Here is a 16,917-nt window from a genome sequence, read left to right as displayed (position 1 = left end):
TTTGGAATGCCATGTTTATGGATTCAAATAAATATATTTGAGAGAATAAAGCGGTTTTTTGGACCGTTTTTTTTTAAATCATAACTCAAGCAAATCTTTCAATTATGACAAAAATTACTTTCTCGAATATTAAAAATTGTATGCTGATGGTGATAATGTTAGTTTTTTCACTAGCATTTTCTCAAAATTCGAATAATATTGTTTTTCAAGGCGAAACCTATGAAATGCCTGAAAACATTGAAACCTTTCAATGGAATCAATTGCCTCAACCTGCAAGATTGGATAATGGATATGTGGGTTGGGTTCAATTTTATGCAACTCCTTCACAACAAGTACAAGATTTGTTCAAACAGAACAATCTACAATTGCTGGAGTATATTCCACATAGAACCTACCTATTTTATTTTCCAGAAAATACTTCTGTAGGCTTCCTTAAAAACAACGGTGTTCGCAGTATAGTTCCTGTTAATGGCAACGCTAAGCTTTCAGCAGCTCTGAAAAGTGGCGACTATAATTATTGGGCAATGGATGGAGATAATATTTTGGTAACGCTCCAATATCATAAAAATGTTTCTGATGCTTATGCCATTGACCAGTTGGCCCAACAACAAATAGTGGTAAAGCAAAATTATAAGGAGCAGAAAATGTTAGATCTTTCTATACCAAACAATTGCTTGGAAACACTTTCAAATCTTCCCTTCGTTAAATGGGTTGATCTTGTGGTTGCTCCTGCAGTACCAGATGATTCCAGAGGAAGAAGTCTTCACAGAGCGAATGCTTTGGACACCCAAACAGGTGCTGGAAGAAATTATACAGGTGAGGGTATTGGTGTTATGGTACGTGATGATGGCCGAGTAGGCCCGCATATAGATTTTCAGGGAAGAATTACAAATTTAACCAATGTTTCCAACCAATCACACGGTGATGGCGTTGCCGGAATTATGGCTGGTGCGGGTAACTTGCTTCCTTCAAATAGAGGAATGGCAGCAGGTTCAGATGTATATGTAGTAAACTATCAAAGTAACTTTTTAGATAGCTCGACTGTTAACCTAATTAATGATGGAAGTGTTCAAATTACAAATTCATCATATAGCAACGGCTGTAATGACGGCTATACAAGTATTACCCGGACCGTTGACCAGCAAACACTGGATACACCAACATTGCTTCATGTTTTTTCAGCTGGAAATTCTAATGGAAACAACTGTGGTTATGGTGCCGGAAGTCAATGGGGAAATATTACAGGAGGCCACAAACAGGGGAAAAATGTAATTGCTACAGCCAATGTTTATTTTGATGGGTCTTTGGTTAATTCAAGCAGCCGTGGTCCAGCTCACGACGGAAGAATTAAACCAGACATTACTGCTAATGGGCAGAATCAAATTTCTACAGACGAAAACAACACTTATCAAACCTTTGGTGGAACTTCAGGTGCTGCTCCTGGTATTGCTGGTATTTCTGCACAGCTTTACCAAGCCTATGGCGATTTGAATGCTGGCGATCTTCCTCCTTCTGCATTAATAAAAGCTACTTTGTTGAATACTGCAAATGAAGCTGGTAATATTGGCCCTGATTATAAATTTGGTTGGGGTATTGTAAATGCGCTTCAAGCCGTGAAACTTATTGAAGATGGTCGTTACCTTTCAGATGAGGTTTCACAAGGAATTACTAACACGCATACCATAAACGTTCCAGCTGGAACAACACAAGTGCGTTTTATGGTTTATTGGAGTGATGTTGCTGCAAGTCCGGGAGCAGATCCAGCTTTGGTGAACGATTTGGATATGCTTGTTACAGATCCTTCCAGCAATGTTTTGGAACCGTGGATACTGGACCCAACACCAGACCCAATCACCCTTAATGACCCAGCTACCAATGGTCCAGATCATTTAAATAATGTGGAACAGGTATTAATTAATGATCCTGCCGCAGGCAATTATGACATTGATATTTCTGGTTTCAATGTGCCCATGGGGCCGCAGGAATATTATATTGTTTATGAAGTAATCTCAGAACACGTTGTTATGACATATCCCAACGGTGGCGAACATTTTCAACCTAATATTGCCGAAACCCTTCATTGGGACGAAGTTAATACTACAGATGATTTTGTTTTAGAATATTCTTCAGACAACGGAAGTACATGGAACAACATAGCCACCGTGCCAAACGACACCCATTTTTATACTTGGAATGTTGCAGATGAGGTTGGCGGGAATACGCTAATTAGAGTTACCAGTGGTGCATTTCAAGATGTAAGCGATGAAACCTTTAATATTGCAAGAGCCCCACTTACCATTAATGTTAGAGAAGTTTGTGAAGACACGGCTTATTTTGAGTGGAATGCAATAGCAGATGCCGAATCATACGATTTTTATCTTTTGGGCGAAAAATATATGGAAGTAGTTGGAACTTCAAATACGAATTCCATAACGATTCCTATTACTGATCCAAATGATGAAATGTGGTTTGCTGTAAGCGCTAAAAATGATACCGAAGGATGGGAAAGTGAACGATCTCGAGCTAAATTTTATGGTGGCGGAATCTTGGATTGCACTATTGGTATTTCAGAAAATGCCTTTGACAATGCATTGTCAGTATATCCAAACCCAGCAACAAATGAAGTTTATATTAGTCTTTCAGATAAAACCTTCAATAATTTTGATATTACCATAGCCAACAGTTTGGGCCAAATTTTGGAGCGCAAAACGAATGTTGATAATGCTTCAAGAGCCACAATAAATGTTTCAAACTATTCTTCAGGAATCTATTTTGTAACTATAAAGGCTGGAGAAAGTATTTCAACCAAAAAATTAGTGGTTCAATAATAGTTTCAATATTATACAAAAAAAAAGAGAACCAAGAAGGTTCTCTTTTTTTTTACATTCTATAAATCCAATCTGCTGGATTTATCTTTGTCTTGTTTTGATAAATGTAAAACTTCAATACAGTTTTACCTTCTGTAGGGCTCTTTGCAACAGTACCTATTTTCTGTTTGGTACTAACCTTATCCCCTTTTTTTACTGAAACCGTGGAGAGATTACTATAAACTGATAAATAATCCCCATGTTGAATAATAACAACTTTGTTGGCACCTTTTATAATTTGAATGGACAATACTTGTCCTTCAAAAATGGAGCGCACATCAGCATTATCACTAGTTGCAATTTCCACCCCGCTGCTATTGGTTGTTACATTTGGAAATTGGGGATGCTGGTGCGTTCCGAAACTTTTAACCACCATTCCTTTTTCCACCGGCCACGGAAGTTTTCCTTTATTATTCGTAAAACTGGCGGCAAGTGCCTTGTCTTCGGCAGTTAAAGCGAACTCATCCGTTTTTGCGGGTTTGGTAATAACATTTTTTGTAGAAGGAGTAGTGGAGGTTTTGTTAGCCTTGGCTTCAGCCTCTGCCTTTGCTCTAGCTATTCTATTAGCTTCTTCAATTGCGGCCTTAATCAATGCCTCTATTTGGCGGTCTATCTCGTCCGCCTCTTTTTGTTTGGTTCTTATTTGTGATGTAAACTTGCTTTCGTCTTTCTTTAAAGTAGCTACCAATGCCTGTTGGTCTTTACGTTCCTCGGTTAGTTTACTTTTTGCAAGTTCATTTTCAGCAATCAATTTCTGTTTTGTCTTTTTCTGACTTATTAAATCTGCATTAAGTTTTTGTAGTTCTTCCGTTTTCGCTTTAATACCCTCGCCTTGTTTTTTTCTGAACTTGGCATATTGCTTCATATATTGAACTCGCTTGTAAGCCTGCAGAAAGTCTTCCGAAGAAAGTAAAAACATAATCCGGCTCTGTTGGTTTTTACTCTTGTAAGATTTTTGGATCATTTCGGCATAATCCGCTTTCATTACTTTTAGCTCTTCGCGCAAAGAACTTATTTTGTTGATGTTTTCGTTAATATTTCGGGTAAGTAAATTTGCTTGTTGATTGGTAACGCGAATTAAATTTTCAGAAGCTGAAATGCGCTGATTCAGGTCTTGAACTTGTGTAAGTACAGACTTTTCCTCCTTTTTTGTTTTGAAAAGAAGCGAATTTATCTGCTTAATTTCCTCCAAAATTGCCTGTCTTTTTTCCTCCAATTCCTTTTGCTTATCCGGTTGCGCAAAAACATTTGAAACCGTAATTAAACAGACGAATAAAAATAGATATGTTCGGAATTGCTTCATTTAATTAAGTTGGATTTCTTCGTAACCTTGTGGAATTTCAAATGGAAAACTTACATCCACATTCACATCTATTTTTTTATAATTGATCTCGATTTTCGTTTTTGAACCTTTTTCCGAAGTATCTATCAAAATTGTTGATGGATAATATTGACCTTCAATTTTTTGATAATCCCCATAACGAATGCTCAACAAACGTTCGTCTTTAGGTTGTGATAAGGTTTCAGAAGCAATCTTGAAATTTTCTGGGTTTAAAAACAACGAATGTATGAAATTTTGAGGTTGCTGCTTTGGCTGGATTTTGAATTTTTTCTGAATAACCTCCGATTTATATTCTGTAGGATTTATAGTGAAAATTGATTGCCCCAGCAGCATACTTTGTGCTTGCTGAAAGTTAATTGGGGTGCCAATCCATTCTCCTAAAAGTGCAAAATCTCCTTCAAAATAGGTGCTTCCAATGGTTTCGTAATAACTGACACTTGTTGGCGTAATCAAAACTTTTGCAATAGTAATTCCTAAAATTGAAGCTTTAATCCAAATGTTTTTATCCTTTTCCATTCGAAGGCTTACCGTGATACTTTGAAGTTTTTCATCAGTTTCGTAAACCAATTGAACGCGACTCGCTAAAGTTTTAAATTCCGGTGCTGCAGCTTTGTGAGCTGAAATCACCTCTTTGGCAGAAGCGTTTTCAATATCTGTAATATTCTTGGCGCCACCGCAGGAAGCAAGTACCAATAATAACAAAAAGTAATACGGTTTTAGTTTCATAAAAATTAATTGGGCATTTTTGTAGCGACGGCTTTTTCGGAATACATTTTAGCCTTTTGGGTATCGCCTTTTGTGGTGTATGCAAAACTAAGTTGCTCGTAAAAATCACGTTCCATTTTTGGATCATCCAATATAAAATCCAAACCAGTTTCCAAACTTTCTATAGCCGCATCGCTCTTTTCTAGTCCGTTATTTGCAACACCATTCAGTAAATACAATAGCGCTTGGGCGGGAAAAATTTCCAATCCTTCGGCACTCAATTTTGCAGCAGCTTCATATTTCTTGAATTCAAGTTGAAACAATAAAGTATTTTTCAAAAGGTTGTAATTGTCTGGGTCTTGAATTATTCCTTTTTCATAAGCTTTCAGTGCGTCTTCTTTTCTATTTTTAGCAGCGTAATAATCTCCTAGTTTTTCATAAACCCTTCCGTTTTCAACAGAAAATTGATTTACGATTTCAGCCAATTCGGTTTCATATTCTGGATTTTCATTCACGAATTGAATAAAATCACCCAGCACTTTATATTTGGTTTCTTTGTCAACTTCTTCAGAGGCAAACACAATTTTCATAGATTTTATGGCTTCTGAAGCATTTCCTTCATCCAAATAAAACTTGTAGAGCGCCAAATGTACCAACTGCGATTTTGGATTGCTTTTCAAAAGATTTTTAGCAGTTTCAAAGGCTTTTTCTTTGTTGCCTTGATCGCTATAAAGGAAGATGAGGTTTAGGTATTCCTTTTCGTTTTTTGGATTGTTATCTATCTTTTGCTCTAAGTTTTCAATGGCACCCTCGGTATTTCCGGTAGCGCGATAAATTTGGGCACGCAGGGCATTGCGAATGTCGCTTTCACCCCAAATTTGATCAAGCTCGTCCAACTGCTCCAAAGCTTTGTCATATTGCTTTGTAAGTGTATAAAGATTGGCCAAATCTTCTTTGTAATCTTCATCAAAAACAATCAATCGCTGTACCAATGGGATTGATTTTTCGTATTCTTTCTGTCGATAGTACAGTTCATAAAACTGTTCCAAAACATCTATTCTGTCTCCTTGAGTTTTCAATACTTTATTGAAGTCTGCCTCTGCCTCTGCATATTGTTTTAGATAGGTATGGTTTTTACCCATTTCAAAATAAACAACAGCTTTGTTCTCTTCTGTTTTTGCAGCTTTTTCGGCTTTGTTCAATGCAGAGAGGGCCAATTCATAATTTTCAATAGCTTTTTGTTTTAAAGCTTCAAAAAAGTTTTCCTGAAAAGCATCGGTAACATCGCCCAATTGATCCATTGGGTTTTGAATGGAATCACTTTTAATTTCCTGGGAACAGAGTTGCTTCGGAAGAAAAATCCCGAAGAAAAGTAAAAAAATATATAAAGGATTTATTTTCAAATTTAATCTCTTGATTGAATGCAGTCGCTGTTTTTATTATTTCAATTCAGAATAATCGCCAATACTCACATTGGTAAACTTGCCATCAAAAGTAGCATAATTGCCAATCATTGCGTTGTCCAAATTAGCGTTTTTGATTTTTGAATTGGTTTGAATTATGCTATTTTTCACCGTGCTGTCCACAATTACCGTGCCTTCGCCAATAGAAGCATAGGGGCCAATAGTGCTATTTTTTAAAATTACATTTTTGCCTATAAAACAAGGTTCAAATATTTTTGAATTTTCATTGCTGATGTTTTCAGAAATCAGGGGATAATTTGCATCAGAAAGAAAGCCCAACATTTTTTGATTGGTTTCCACGGTAACTTCTTTATTGCCACAATCCATCCACTCGTCAACCGTTCCTGTTTTGAAAATTTTCCCGGCTGCCATCATTCTTTTGATACCGTCGTTGATTTGATATTCCCCACCGTTAATGATGTTGTTGTCCAAAACGTATTGCAATTCGTTTTTTAATTGCGAAACATCCTTAAAATAGTAAATACCTATAACGGCTTGGTCGCTCACATATTCTTTTGGCTTTTCAACCAATTCGATTATTTCGTTTTTATCGTTGAGATTTACAACCCCGTAGGCTTCGGGATTTGCAACTTTTTTTGTCCAAATTACGGCGTCCGCTTCTTTGTCCAAATCAAAATCTGCACGAATCAAAGTGTCTGCATAAGCAATAACAGCTGGTCCGGAAAGCGAATCCTTGGCACACATAATGGCGTGGCCCGTTCCTTTAGGGTCTAGCTGACGATAAATAGTAGGCTTTGCATTTAAACTTGTTGCAAGTGCTTTTAAACTTTCAACTACCTCATCTCCAAAAAAAGCGGGATCGCCGAGAATGAAAGCAATTTCGTCAATATCTTCGTTAAGAACGCCAACAATGTCTTCCACCAAACGGTGAACAATTGGTTTTCCCGCAACGGGAATCAACGGTTTTGGAACTGTAAGTGTATGTGGGCGAAGACGGCTTCCGCGGCCTGCCATTGGGACTATAATCTTCATATTTACGATTGTCGATTAACGATTTTAGATTTTTTTGAATTGCTATTTTTATTTTGTGCCCGTTGAACCAAAACCTCCCGCTCCGCGTGAAGTATCAGTAAGTTCTTCAACTTCTTCCCAAACGGCGCGTTCGTGTTTTGCGATTACCAATTGTGCAATACGCTCACCGTGCTCAATAGTGAAATCTTCGTTGGAAAGATTTACCAAAATCACCCCAATCTCACCGCGATAATCGGCATCAATGGTTCCGGGCGAATTCAAAACAGTGATTCCTTTTTTTGCTGCCAAACCGCTTCGTGGGCGCACTTGTGCTTCGTAACCGATTGGCAATTCAATAAAAAGCCCTGTTTTTACAATGGCGCGTTGCAATGGTTTTAATGTTGAAGGCCCGTCAACGCAGGCGCGTAAATCCATTCCTGCGGAAGCTATTGTTTCGTAGGAAGGCAATGGGTGGTTTGATTTGTTGATTATTTTAATTTTCATTGAAATTATTTTCGGATGATTTTTAAAAATTCCTTCTTTTCAGAATAGAACATAATTACGGCAAATACAATTAACAACGCAGTTCCTATCAATATATTTCCGTTGAAAGCGTAAAAGGAAATTGCCGAAAAACCAATGGCCAAAAGCAAATACCCGCTTATTTTTTTCGCTTCGTAAGGCACGTCATAATACTTGCGGCCGTAAAGATACGAAAGCACCATCATACTGCCATAGGCGGCAAGCGTTGCGATTGCAGAACCCATATAGCCTATAATCGGAATTAAAATATAGTTTAGAACAAGCGTCACTATGGCTGCAAAAACCGAAATGTACGCTCCGTATTTTGTGCGATCCGTAACTTTGTACCACACCGAAAGATTGTGGTAAATTCCCAAAAAAAGATTCGCCAAAAGAATGAGCGGTACAATTTTCAACGCTTCCCAATATTGGCTGTTTGGGATGAGGATTCTTTTGAAAACGTCAATATACACAACTACTACCAAAAGAATGAGGCAGCCGAAAAGCGTGAAATATTTGGTAATGGTAGCGTAGGTGTTTTTCGCATTTTCGTGACCGGAATGGTTAAAGAAAAACGGTTCAATCCCCAATCGGAAAGCCATAACGAAAAGCGTCATAAACATTCCCAATTTATAGCAGGCAGAATAAAGACCAACCTGAACCTCAGCAATATTTTCGGGCAAAAGGTATTTCAACAGAATTCTGTCAAAAGCCTCGTTTATACTAAAAGCAATTCCTGCAATCAATACGGGAATGGCGTATTTCATCATCTGTTGCCAAATGGTTTTACTGAATCCGAAACCTATTTTCACATAAAGTGGAAGCAATACCAAAAGCGTTACTGCACTCGCAATTAAGTTCGCGATAAAAACATACGCTACTTTATTTTCAGGAAACCAAAGGGAATTCCAATAACCGCTGCTTTCAGCAAGTTTCGGCAGCATTAAAAGAAAAAATAAATTGAATGCGAGATTTATAACTACGTTGAAGATTTTGATCGTAGCATATTTCATCGGTTTTTCGTTGGCGCGGAACCATACAAATGGTAATACCACCAGGGCATCCAAAGCTAAAATTAAAAGTCCGTAGGTTACGTATTCGGGTTTAAAATCTGAAACCTCAGCGATATAATTTCTGAAAAGTAAAGTAATTCCCAAGAAAAATAATGTGGAAACCGTAAGCGAGGTAAGCGTTGTGGATTGAACGATTTTTTGTTGCGATTTATCTTTTGTAACAAATCTGAAAAAAGCGGTTTCCATTCCGTAGCTCAACAAAACATTTCCCAAAATAAGAAACGCCATCACGGTGGAATAGATTCCGTATTCCTCGGGCAACAAGACTTTCACATAAAGCGGCACTAAAATTACCGAGAGCACTCGCGGCAAAACCGTGGCAAGGCCATAAATAAATGTCTGTTTAAAAAGTTTTTTGAAAACGCTCAATGCGGTGCAGTTTTATAGCGCAAAAGTATTGAAAATAAATGGTTGAAGGCTATTGAAATAATCTCGCAATTTCCTCCGTAATTTTCGTGGGGCGAAATGTTTTCGCATCCAAAAAGCACCAAAGCGTGGTTGCTTCAACGATAATTTTTCCGTCAGTGGGACGGATTATTTTATAATGCCGTTCGCTTTTTACGCCTTCGTAATTGTCAATCCAGGTTTGCGTTTCAAGTTCTTCACCTAAAAAGGAAGGATTTTTATAGGAAATAAAATGGTTCAGAACCACCCAAACATATTGCTCACGCTGTGCTTCGGTAGTTTTTGAAATCCAATGTGCTTCTGCGGCGTCAAGACACCACTGCAAATAAATTACATTATTTACGTGATTCAAACCATCAATAGCTGATGCCGGAACGATAAAGCGCTGTTTGAAAATTTCAGATTTCAAAAGCCTAAAATTAATTTCGCAATAAGAAAATAGGTAAGTATTCCGAAAATATCATTGCTTGTGGTTATAAACGGTCCCGTTGCTACGGCAGGATCAATTCCTCTTTTATCTAAAAGAATGGGAATGAATGTGCCAATCAAAGCCGCAAGAATAATAACAGTTATAATTGCGATACCAATACTGATGGATTCGAGATAAGAAGTAAAGAAAAGAAAATGGCTAATAACCAAAACTACCAAAGCGATTGCAATTCCGTTAACAAGTGCTAGCAAAGATTCTTTCAATAATCGTGTTATAATATTTCCTTTTATGGTATCGTTCGCGAGACCCTGAACCACAATGGCGCTGGACTGTACGCCAACATTTCCTGCGGTTGCTTGAATTAGCGGTACAAAAATTATGATTTTTGGAAAAGTGGTCATCATTGATTGAAAACCAGTTATAATACTAGCAGCACCCAAACCACCCAACATTCCAATCATCAGCCAAGGTAAGCGGGCTTTTGTAAGCTTAAAAATACTATCATCCGCCTCAACGTCCTGCGATATACCGGCAGCCATTTGATAATCTTTTTCGGCTTCTTCCTTTATGAAATCTACAATATCATCAATGGTAATTCTTCCCACCAAAATTCCTTCGTCATCAACTACGGGAATGGCTTCCAAATCGTATTTCTGCATAATTCGCGCAACGTCCTCGGCATCGGTATGTACGTTTACATAATCTACCTTTGGAATATAGATATCGCTGATGTGCGCACGTTCCGGCGCTGTAAGTAAATCCTTTAGGGAAAGTCTTCCCTTTAATTTTCCGTGTCTGTCGGTAACATAAATGGAATGTACTCGGGTAACGTTTTCAGCCTGGCGGCGCATTTCACGAACACAACCAGCAACGGTCCAAGTTTCTTTAACGCGAACCAATTCCTTCGCCATTAAACCACCCGCAGTATCTTCGTCATAGCGCAACAGATCCACAATATCTGCGGCGTGCTCTTCATCCTCAATATGGTCGATTACCTGTTTTTGAATATGGTCGTCAAGCTCGGCGATAATATCGGCCGCGTCATCGGTGTCCATTTCGTCAAGCTCGTCAGCGATTTCAGAAGGGGAAAGATTGTCGAGAATGCGTTCCCTAAAATCGTCATCCAACTCCATTAACGCCTCACTGGTAATTTCGCTGTCGAGAAGTTTTACCAAATAGGTAGCTTCTTCGTGATTTAGTTCTTGAAGCAATTCGGCAACATCGGCAAAGTGAAAATCGTCCAAGAGCCCTTTCAGCGCATCGCCATCATTGTTGGCGATGTACTGTTCAACTTGCTCTATAAACTCTTCAGTCAGTTCAAATTGCATCGTTTTCCAGTTTTTGTGTAAGGGCTATAAATTGCGAAACGGAAAGTTGTTCCGGGCGTAGGCCAAAGATAGCATCTTCTTTTATTTTATCGGAAAGATTGAAGGATTTTAAACTGTTGCGAAGTGTTTTTCTGCGTTGCTGAAAAGCAGTTTTTACAACTTTATAGAGCATTTTTTCATCACACGGAACCGAAAAATCTTCTTTTCTTTTTAAACGAAGCACGCCGCTATCAACTTTGGGCGGCGGATTGAAAACCGAAGGCGGCACCGTGAAAAGATATTCCGCATCATAAAAGGCTTGTGCCAAAACCGAAAGAATTCCATAAGCTTTGCTGCCTTCCTTTTCACAAATGCGCTGGGCAACCTCTTTTTGGAACATTCCCGTAAATTCTGGAATTCGCTCTTTCCATTCCAGCATTTTAAAAACTATTTGTGTTGAAATATTATACGGAAAATTACCTGTAATGGCGAATTGTTCCTCCCCGAAAAGCTGTGAAATATCATACTTCAAAAAATCTGCTTCAAGGATTTTAAGGTTTTTATCGGGATAGTTTTCTTCCAAATATGCAATGGATTCCGTGTCGAGATCCATTGCAATTACTTCTACTTTTTTTTGGATTAAATACTTGGTGAGCACGCCCATTCCAGGACCGATTTCCAAAACGTTTTTATAGCCTTCCAGCGTCAAGGTATCGCCAATTTTTTCAGCAATAGTCTCGTCTTTTAGAAAGTGTTGGCCTAAGTGTTTTTTGGCACGTACTTCTTTTCCCATCAGTGTTCGCTTACAATTTCAAGTTCGGTGCGGAATGCTACAAATTTTCCCTCAAAAGGTTTGCTTTGCGCGCGAAGTTCGGCTGCATTTTCTGCATAATATTTTTGAAGTGTTTCCTTGCTGTCGGTTGTATATTGAACCGAATAGGTAATTCCGCCCATTTCTTCCTTTATAACTACACGTGTCATCAAAGCCTTGCTGAATTTTCCAGTGGCGAGCATGGCGGGAATGTGTTCGGTTTTCATCCAATCCAGCCAGCGGTTGTGGATGGTTTCTTCTATGTTTATGGTTACATTGTAGATGTACATATTTTTTAAATTCCAATTTTCAAGTACCAAATTCCAAAACCATTTAATCCAAATTTGTATTCCTATTTGGAATTTAGGATTTGAAATTTGGTGCTTCTTAGGTTTGGTGCTTTTTTAATTTATAGCATCCCCCCGCAAAGCACGATACTTCTTCCGTGCATCCACATAATAAATACTGTCCGCAAAGTTGAAAATGATTGCTTCGTATTGTGCCTTTGCTTTATCGGGCTGGTTTAGCTTTTCTTCGTAAATTTTTGCCAAGCGGTAATGGGCATCGTCGGCTAAAATATCTTCGTTATAAAACTCGATTATTTTGAGGTAATTGGCTTCGGCTTTTTCGTATTCCCCTTTCTTTTCATAAATCTCACCTTGTTTTAAAAGTGCCTCGTCTTCAATTTTTTCGCCTTTGTTATTGGTTAAAATATCCTCTAAAACAGCTATTGCTTCAGCATCTTTATCCTGAAATTCCAACAAATCTGCACGCGCGTATTTTTTCAAAGCGGTTTGGGTTGAATCTTCCAAAGAGTTATCGCGAATCAACAAACTGAGCTGCATGGCATCATTCGCCATCAGTTGTGAAGTAGATTTTTTAAGCACATCAAGTTGTACTTGCGCCCATTCAAAATCGCCTTTAAAATAGCTGGTGCGTGCCACTTTAAAACGGGCTTCCTGTGCAAGTACATCGCTCTGCACTTTTTTCTGTATTTGGGAATAATAAATTAAAGCTTCGTTGAATTTTTCATCAAAAACCAAAATATCTGCCAGCTCCATTTTTACCCGAGCCTCTTGATAGACGGTTAAATCTTTTTTGGCTAATGTTTTCAGGTTTTCAATAGCCAGTTCTTTTTTGTTGTTTTGAAAAGCCAAAAAGTGGTTGTAGTCTATTTGCAATAAATACGTTTCCCGGTTTCTGCCGAATTCATCCAACAGCTTTTCAAACTTTTTTTCTACTTCTGGATAATCTTTGGGCTTGGCAGTTTTTACCTCCATTTTCATCAAGATTTGATTGCCCTGAAGCCTGTTCTGAGGTGTGAAGGAGTTGTCAATGATGTAATTAACTATTTCCCTTCCTGTGTCATAATCTTCATCGGCAATAGCAATATATGCCAAATCGGTTATTCCGCTGAGGTCTTCACCAATGCGTTTGTAGATTGCTTTTTCCTGTGTAAATGCTTTTTTGTATTCCTTTTGTTGAATAAACAACCAGCTGAGCAAATCGTTGTAAAGTATGTCTGGGTTTTGTTGAGACCGCTGAAGCAATATTTTTTTAAGAATAACATTTGCTTCATTTGCGGGATCTTCAGTGGTGTAGAGACTAAAATAACGTTGCGCCACCGCTTTAAAACTCAGGTTTTTCTCAATGAGATTTAAATAGCTGTCAAACATTTTTTCAAGCTTGCCCTGCTCGCCATAAATTTGAGCTAATTGTGAGTTAAAATCCATTTTGTCGCTAAGCGCCATTCCTTTTTCATAAGTAGTGACAGCTTCATCAAGAAGGCTGTATTTTTGAAAACTGGCTCCAATATTATACGCAAAGTTTGGGTTTTGATCCAAGGCTTCAATTGCTTTGTTGAAATATTGTAAGGCTAGCTCCTCCTTGTTTTGAAGAGAATAATTATATCCCAGTTCTACATAAAGCTGTGGAAAATTACGACCGTCCCCCAGTTTTTCTTTCAATAGTTTTTCTGCTTCGGAAAAATTTTCGAGCTGTTGATTTGAGGCTATCATAGACATAAAATAGTCCAAGCGATAAGGATTTTGCTTACTCAATTTTTCATAAATGCTCAATGCTTTTTGAAATTGGCCTTGTTCATAATAATTATTGGCCAGAGCATCACTTTGAGAAAAGCCCGCCGTAACTGTAAAAAGAAATAAAATAAGACAAAGTTTGCGCATGCCGTAAATATAATGAAACATCCACGATTAATTTTAAACACACAGATGAATGTCTATTTGGATGTTCCGTCTGTCCTTTAAAAAAAAATATTATAGTCAGATGAAATGACCTGATAGCAATTGGATTCTGAAAATATTTATCAAAAACAAAGCCGCACTTTACTTTTATAGGGAAGTATTAAAATAAAAAAAGGGTCGCCCTAAAGCGAACCCTTCTTTTCAACATTAAACAATCTCCTCTTATTGTTTAACGATTTTGTAAGTATCAGAATTACCATCAATCATAACCTTCATAAGGTAAACCCCCGGAGTTAGGGATGAAATGTTAATTGAAGTTTCATTTTGATCTATGGAAGTTTCAAAAACTTTTTGACCTAATAGGGAAAACATCGAAACACTTTCAATAGTATTGTTTGCTGAAAGGTTCAAAACATCTTGTGCAGGGTTTGGATAGAATTTGAAACCTTCAAAACTGTTTTCGCCCACGCCTATCAAAACTGTTTTAGCGTCAAAATACAATCCAAAACCGAAAGTTCCAGAGACACTTGTTCCAGCAAAAGCCATACAGGGTAAGTTGTCAGCTGTTTCAGCAGTAACAGATGGAAATCCATCAAAAGCTTTATTAGTTGGATCCACTACTGGCTCGAATGGGTCAAAATCAGTCCCGTTAAAGGTTAGGGATCTATTGGTGTCATTATCAGTATCTGGAATATTGTCGCGAACATATGCCATGCGAATTTCCTCTGCACCATTAATTTTGCGCATCCAACTATCGGTATGTGCAATATTCCAATCTGTTCCACCAGAAGGAAAATTACTAAAATTGACATAGGCTGCACCACTTAAGCGCTTTAGCCCCAAACCGTTAAAATTGTTGGATGATCCGGCCGCTCTCTGTGATGCCCAAATCACAACTTTGTCACTGGCTAGATCTAATCTTGCTGCGCGGATTGTAGGGTTTAATACCTCTGTTACGCTACCGTCTATAACGGTTTCTCTGGCACCCCATGATGCTGGGTCATTGTAGTTTGAATTTACTTCTGCATACAAGTTTCCTGAAGTGGCCCCCGTATAGGTTGCATAACAAGCTCCATTCAGACCATAGCTAAACTCTACTTGTTGTGCACAGGTTCCTAAGCTAGCTTCATCTACCCAATCAAATCCATAACTTCCTGCTGTACTTCTGGCCGAATGCACTTCCGTACAGCTTGTGGTTTTTTGATAAGTTGCAAAAACGCGTTGTGCATTGGTACTTCCAGGATAATTTCGGTCCACACCAAAATCAGTAACGTCACTCGCTACAGTTTGAAAATCAAAAGCTCCAGAAGCCATATTCCATCTAAGGACTTGAAAAACCCCATTTTGGAACATAGAGTAAACGAGCAAATAGTCATCACCGCCTCCGTCCATGGAGATTGCCTGTATTTTTCCGAAAAAAGAACTAATTACAGGCTGATCTTTCCATAATGTAAATGTATTACCACCATCGGTAGAGCGGTATATATATAGATTTGAATCTGAACCACTTCCAGTAAAATTTTCGAAAGCAGCAATATAGATATCTCCGCTACCAGTAACATCCATATCCAATCCGTCAATATAATCGTCTCTTAACAAACGATCAGTGTCCCAATCTTCGGGAGATCTTGATTGTTCAGTGCGCTCTATTATGGTATTTGGGCGAAAGTTGCCATCACTACCTCCAACCTGTGAATATTGCGTTGTTTCAATTGGCTTGTATAGTGCAGCCATGTTAGGGTCAATGTCCTGCCATGCATTTTTAATGGCAAGACGGTTGGCGTTGATTTCGGCCGCCGTACCGTTCTCTTCAAGAGATTTAGCTTGTTGATACAAAGCTTCAAGCTCTGGAGTTCTTTCGGGAATTACAATTGCGTTCCCGCTTAAATCTGACTGTGCTATCCCTGTGATGATACAAAGTGAGCACATTAAAAAGGTAATTACATTTTTCATGATTACATGTTTTTTAATTAATACTTGTTTATTTCACTTTATAATTGAGGAGAATATGCTATTAGTGATTTAAATCTGACACAAATCTATGGCAAGTATTAAACCAACAGTATGACTATTGTAACAAACTCTATAACAGATGTAACATAAACGTGAAAAGCCGAAAACCCTAGTGTTTTCGGCTTTCAAAAAGCTGTTAAATATATAGTTTAACCTAATTTATCCAAATCAATTTCGTCAATTGCGTCCCAAGTTTCATCAAGATCCATATTATTTCCTTTGGCTTCTAGATAGAAACGGTTGCCTTCCATAAGTTGAATTGTACTGTTGTTATTTCCAGAACGGTATTCCTCAATAGCTTTTGTGCCATTTTTGGTTACGGTTTTTCGGGAGCCGTTTTCACTCTCTTCTTCAAAATCCTGACTCATTACCATACGCATACCCGCCGTGGCAGCGGCTCCTACTTGGCCAGCGCCGTCAATAATGCTAATTGTGAATTTTTTGGACTTGTCTTCATTAGCGTAAGCAGCTTCAATGGAAGCAATGCCCATCATTCCCGCTTGTCCGGCTTTATAACTAATGCGTTTCATTCCGTTTACTTCGTCGGGTAGCCAAGATTTTAACTCTTCATTGGTTAGTGGGGTTGTTTCTTGCAGTTCCTTGATATCATCCTGCATTTTGGTCATTTCTTCCACTGCATTGGTTGTGTTCGAAACCGCTTCTTTGGTTTCTTTTATTTTTTTGCTCACTGGATTGTCCTTGCAGCTTATAAAAGCGGAAAAAACAAAAAGAGCCAATAGATACTTTTTCATGATTGAAGATTTTAGTTAGTATTATTTGGGTTGAAAATTAAATACTAATAT

At 38.1% G+C, this 16,917-nt stretch carries 14 protein-coding genes; 1 reads left to right on the top strand and 13 read right to left on the bottom strand.

Annotated features, from left to right (window positions below; translation table 11 throughout):
- Positions 1–104: 104 nt before the first annotated feature.
- Positions 105–2,828 (top strand): S8 family serine peptidase, encoded by a 2,724-nt coding sequence (locus Q2U82_RS04045; protein WP_410006435.1) that lies wholly within the window; start codon positions 105–107, stop codon positions 2,826–2,828.
- 52 nt (positions 2,829–2,880) lie between these two features.
- Here the strand turns inward: Q2U82_RS04045 and Q2U82_RS04040 are convergent, their stop codons facing one another.
- The 13 genes from Q2U82_RS04040 to Q2U82_RS03980 form a co-directional block, all read right to left on the bottom strand.
- Positions 2,881–4,170 (bottom strand): murein hydrolase activator EnvC family protein, encoded by a 1,290-nt coding sequence (locus tag Q2U82_RS04040; protein WP_410006434.1) that lies wholly within the window; start codon positions 4,168–4,170, stop codon positions 2,881–2,883.
- The gene (locus tag Q2U82_RS04035; RefSeq protein WP_410006433.1) at positions 4,171–4,935 is read right to left on the bottom strand and encodes a DUF4292 domain-containing protein; all 765 of its coding nucleotides are present in this window, start codon (positions 4,933–4,935) and stop codon (positions 4,171–4,173) included. It abuts the gene before it with no gap.
- 5 nt (positions 4,936–4,940) lie between these two features.
- Positions 4,941–6,317 (bottom strand): tetratricopeptide repeat protein, encoded by a 1,377-nt coding sequence (locus Q2U82_RS04030; RefSeq protein ID WP_410006432.1) that lies wholly within the window; start codon positions 6,315–6,317, stop codon positions 4,941–4,943.
- 36 nt (positions 6,318–6,353) lie between these two features.
- Positions 6,354–7,370 carry a sugar phosphate nucleotidyltransferase gene (locus Q2U82_RS04025; RefSeq protein WP_410006431.1) on the bottom strand — a complete coding sequence of 339 codons (1,017 nt, stop codon included), beginning with the start codon at positions 7,368–7,370 and terminating at the stop codon, positions 6,354–6,356.
- A 48-nt stretch (positions 7,371–7,418) separates the two neighbouring features.
- Entirely contained in the window at positions 7,419–7,853 is a 435-nt protein-coding gene (gene dut, locus Q2U82_RS04020; RefSeq protein ID WP_410006430.1) for a dUTP diphosphatase, read from the bottom strand.
- Positions 7,854–7,858: 5 nt separating this feature from the next.
- Complete coding sequence (locus Q2U82_RS04015) at positions 7,859–9,313, bottom strand: oligosaccharide flippase family protein (RefSeq protein ID WP_410006429.1); 1,455 nt, start codon at positions 9,311–9,313, stop codon at positions 7,859–7,861.
- Between the two features lie 49 nt (positions 9,314–9,362).
- Complete coding sequence (locus Q2U82_RS04010; RefSeq protein WP_410006428.1) at positions 9,363–9,758, bottom strand: acyl-CoA thioesterase; 396 nt, start codon at positions 9,756–9,758, stop codon at positions 9,363–9,365.
- Entirely contained in the window at positions 9,755–11,107 is a 1,353-nt protein-coding gene (gene mgtE / locus Q2U82_RS04005; RefSeq protein ID WP_410006427.1) for a magnesium transporter, read from the bottom strand. Before mgtE ends, Q2U82_RS04010 begins: the two co-directional genes overlap by 4 nt.
- On the bottom strand, positions 11,097–11,879 hold the full coding sequence (gene rsmA / locus Q2U82_RS04000; RefSeq protein ID WP_410006426.1) for a 16S rRNA (adenine(1518)-N(6)/adenine(1519)-N(6))-dimethyltransferase RsmA: 783 nt from the start codon (positions 11,877–11,879) through the stop codon (positions 11,097–11,099). Before rsmA ends, mgtE begins: the two co-directional genes overlap by 11 nt.
- Positions 11,879–12,187 (bottom strand): DUF4286 family protein, encoded by a 309-nt coding sequence (locus tag Q2U82_RS03995; RefSeq protein WP_410006425.1) that lies wholly within the window; start codon positions 12,185–12,187, stop codon positions 11,879–11,881. The genes rsmA and Q2U82_RS03995 overlap by 1 nt, the downstream gene beginning before the upstream one ends.
- 114 nt (positions 12,188–12,301) lie before the next feature.
- A complete protein-coding gene (locus Q2U82_RS03990) occupies positions 12,302–14,104 on the bottom strand; it encodes a tetratricopeptide repeat protein (protein WP_410006424.1) in 1,803 nt (600 codons plus the stop codon).
- Between the two features lie 219 nt (positions 14,105–14,323).
- Positions 14,324–16,054: a T9SS type A sorting domain-containing protein gene (locus Q2U82_RS03985; RefSeq protein WP_410006423.1), complete on the bottom strand. Its 1,731-nt coding sequence runs from the start codon at positions 16,052–16,054 to the stop codon at positions 14,324–14,326.
- 209 nt (positions 16,055–16,263) lie between these two features.
- The gene (locus Q2U82_RS03980) at positions 16,264–16,866 is read right to left on the bottom strand and encodes a hypothetical protein (protein ID WP_410006422.1); all 603 of its coding nucleotides are present in this window, start codon (positions 16,864–16,866) and stop codon (positions 16,264–16,266) included.
- Between the last annotated feature and the right edge of the window lie 51 nt (positions 16,867–16,917).

Source organism: Aequorivita nionensis (assembly GCF_046352995.1).
GTDB lineage: Bacteria > Bacteroidota > Bacteroidia > Flavobacteriales > Flavobacteriaceae > Aequorivita > Aequorivita nionensis.
Note: the sequence above shows the minus strand (reverse complement) of the source record. Positions and strands in the feature narration are given on the sequence as shown.

Excerpts from the sequence above, each read along its gene's own strand:
- Q2U82_RS04045 (WP_410006435.1), top strand. The coding sequence starts at position 105 with ATGACAAAAATTACTTTCTCGAATATTAAAAATTGTATGCTGATGGTG.
- Q2U82_RS04040 (WP_410006434.1), bottom strand. The coding sequence starts at position 4,170 with ATGAAGCAATTCCGAACATATCTATTTTTATTCGTCTGTTTAATTACG.
- Q2U82_RS04035 (WP_410006433.1), bottom strand. The coding sequence starts at position 4,935 with ATGAAACTAAAACCGTATTACTTTTTGTTATTATTGGTACTTGCTTCC.
- Q2U82_RS04025 (WP_410006431.1), bottom strand. The coding sequence starts at position 7,370 with ATGAAGATTATAGTCCCAATGGCAGGCCGCGGAAGCCGTCTTCGCCCA.
- dut (WP_410006430.1), bottom strand. The coding sequence starts at position 7,853 with ATGAAAATTAAAATAATCAACAAATCAAACCACCCATTGCCTTCCTAC.
- mgtE (WP_410006427.1), bottom strand. The coding sequence starts at position 11,107 with ATGCAATTTGAACTGACTGAAGAGTTTATAGAGCAAGTTGAACAGTAC.
- rsmA (WP_410006426.1), bottom strand. The coding sequence starts at position 11,879 with ATGGGAAAAGAAGTACGTGCCAAAAAACACTTAGGCCAACACTTTCTA.
- Q2U82_RS03995 (WP_410006425.1), bottom strand. The coding sequence starts at position 12,187 with ATGTACATCTACAATGTAACCATAAACATAGAAGAAACCATCCACAAC.
- Q2U82_RS03990 (WP_410006424.1), bottom strand. The coding sequence starts at position 14,104 with ATGTTTCATTATATTTACGGCATGCGCAAACTTTGTCTTATTTTATTT.
- Q2U82_RS03985 (WP_410006423.1), bottom strand. The coding sequence starts at position 16,054 with ATGAAAAATGTAATTACCTTTTTAATGTGCTCACTTTGTATCATCACA.
- Q2U82_RS03980 (WP_410006422.1), bottom strand. The coding sequence starts at position 16,866 with ATGAAAAAGTATCTATTGGCTCTTTTTGTTTTTTCCGCTTTTATAAGC.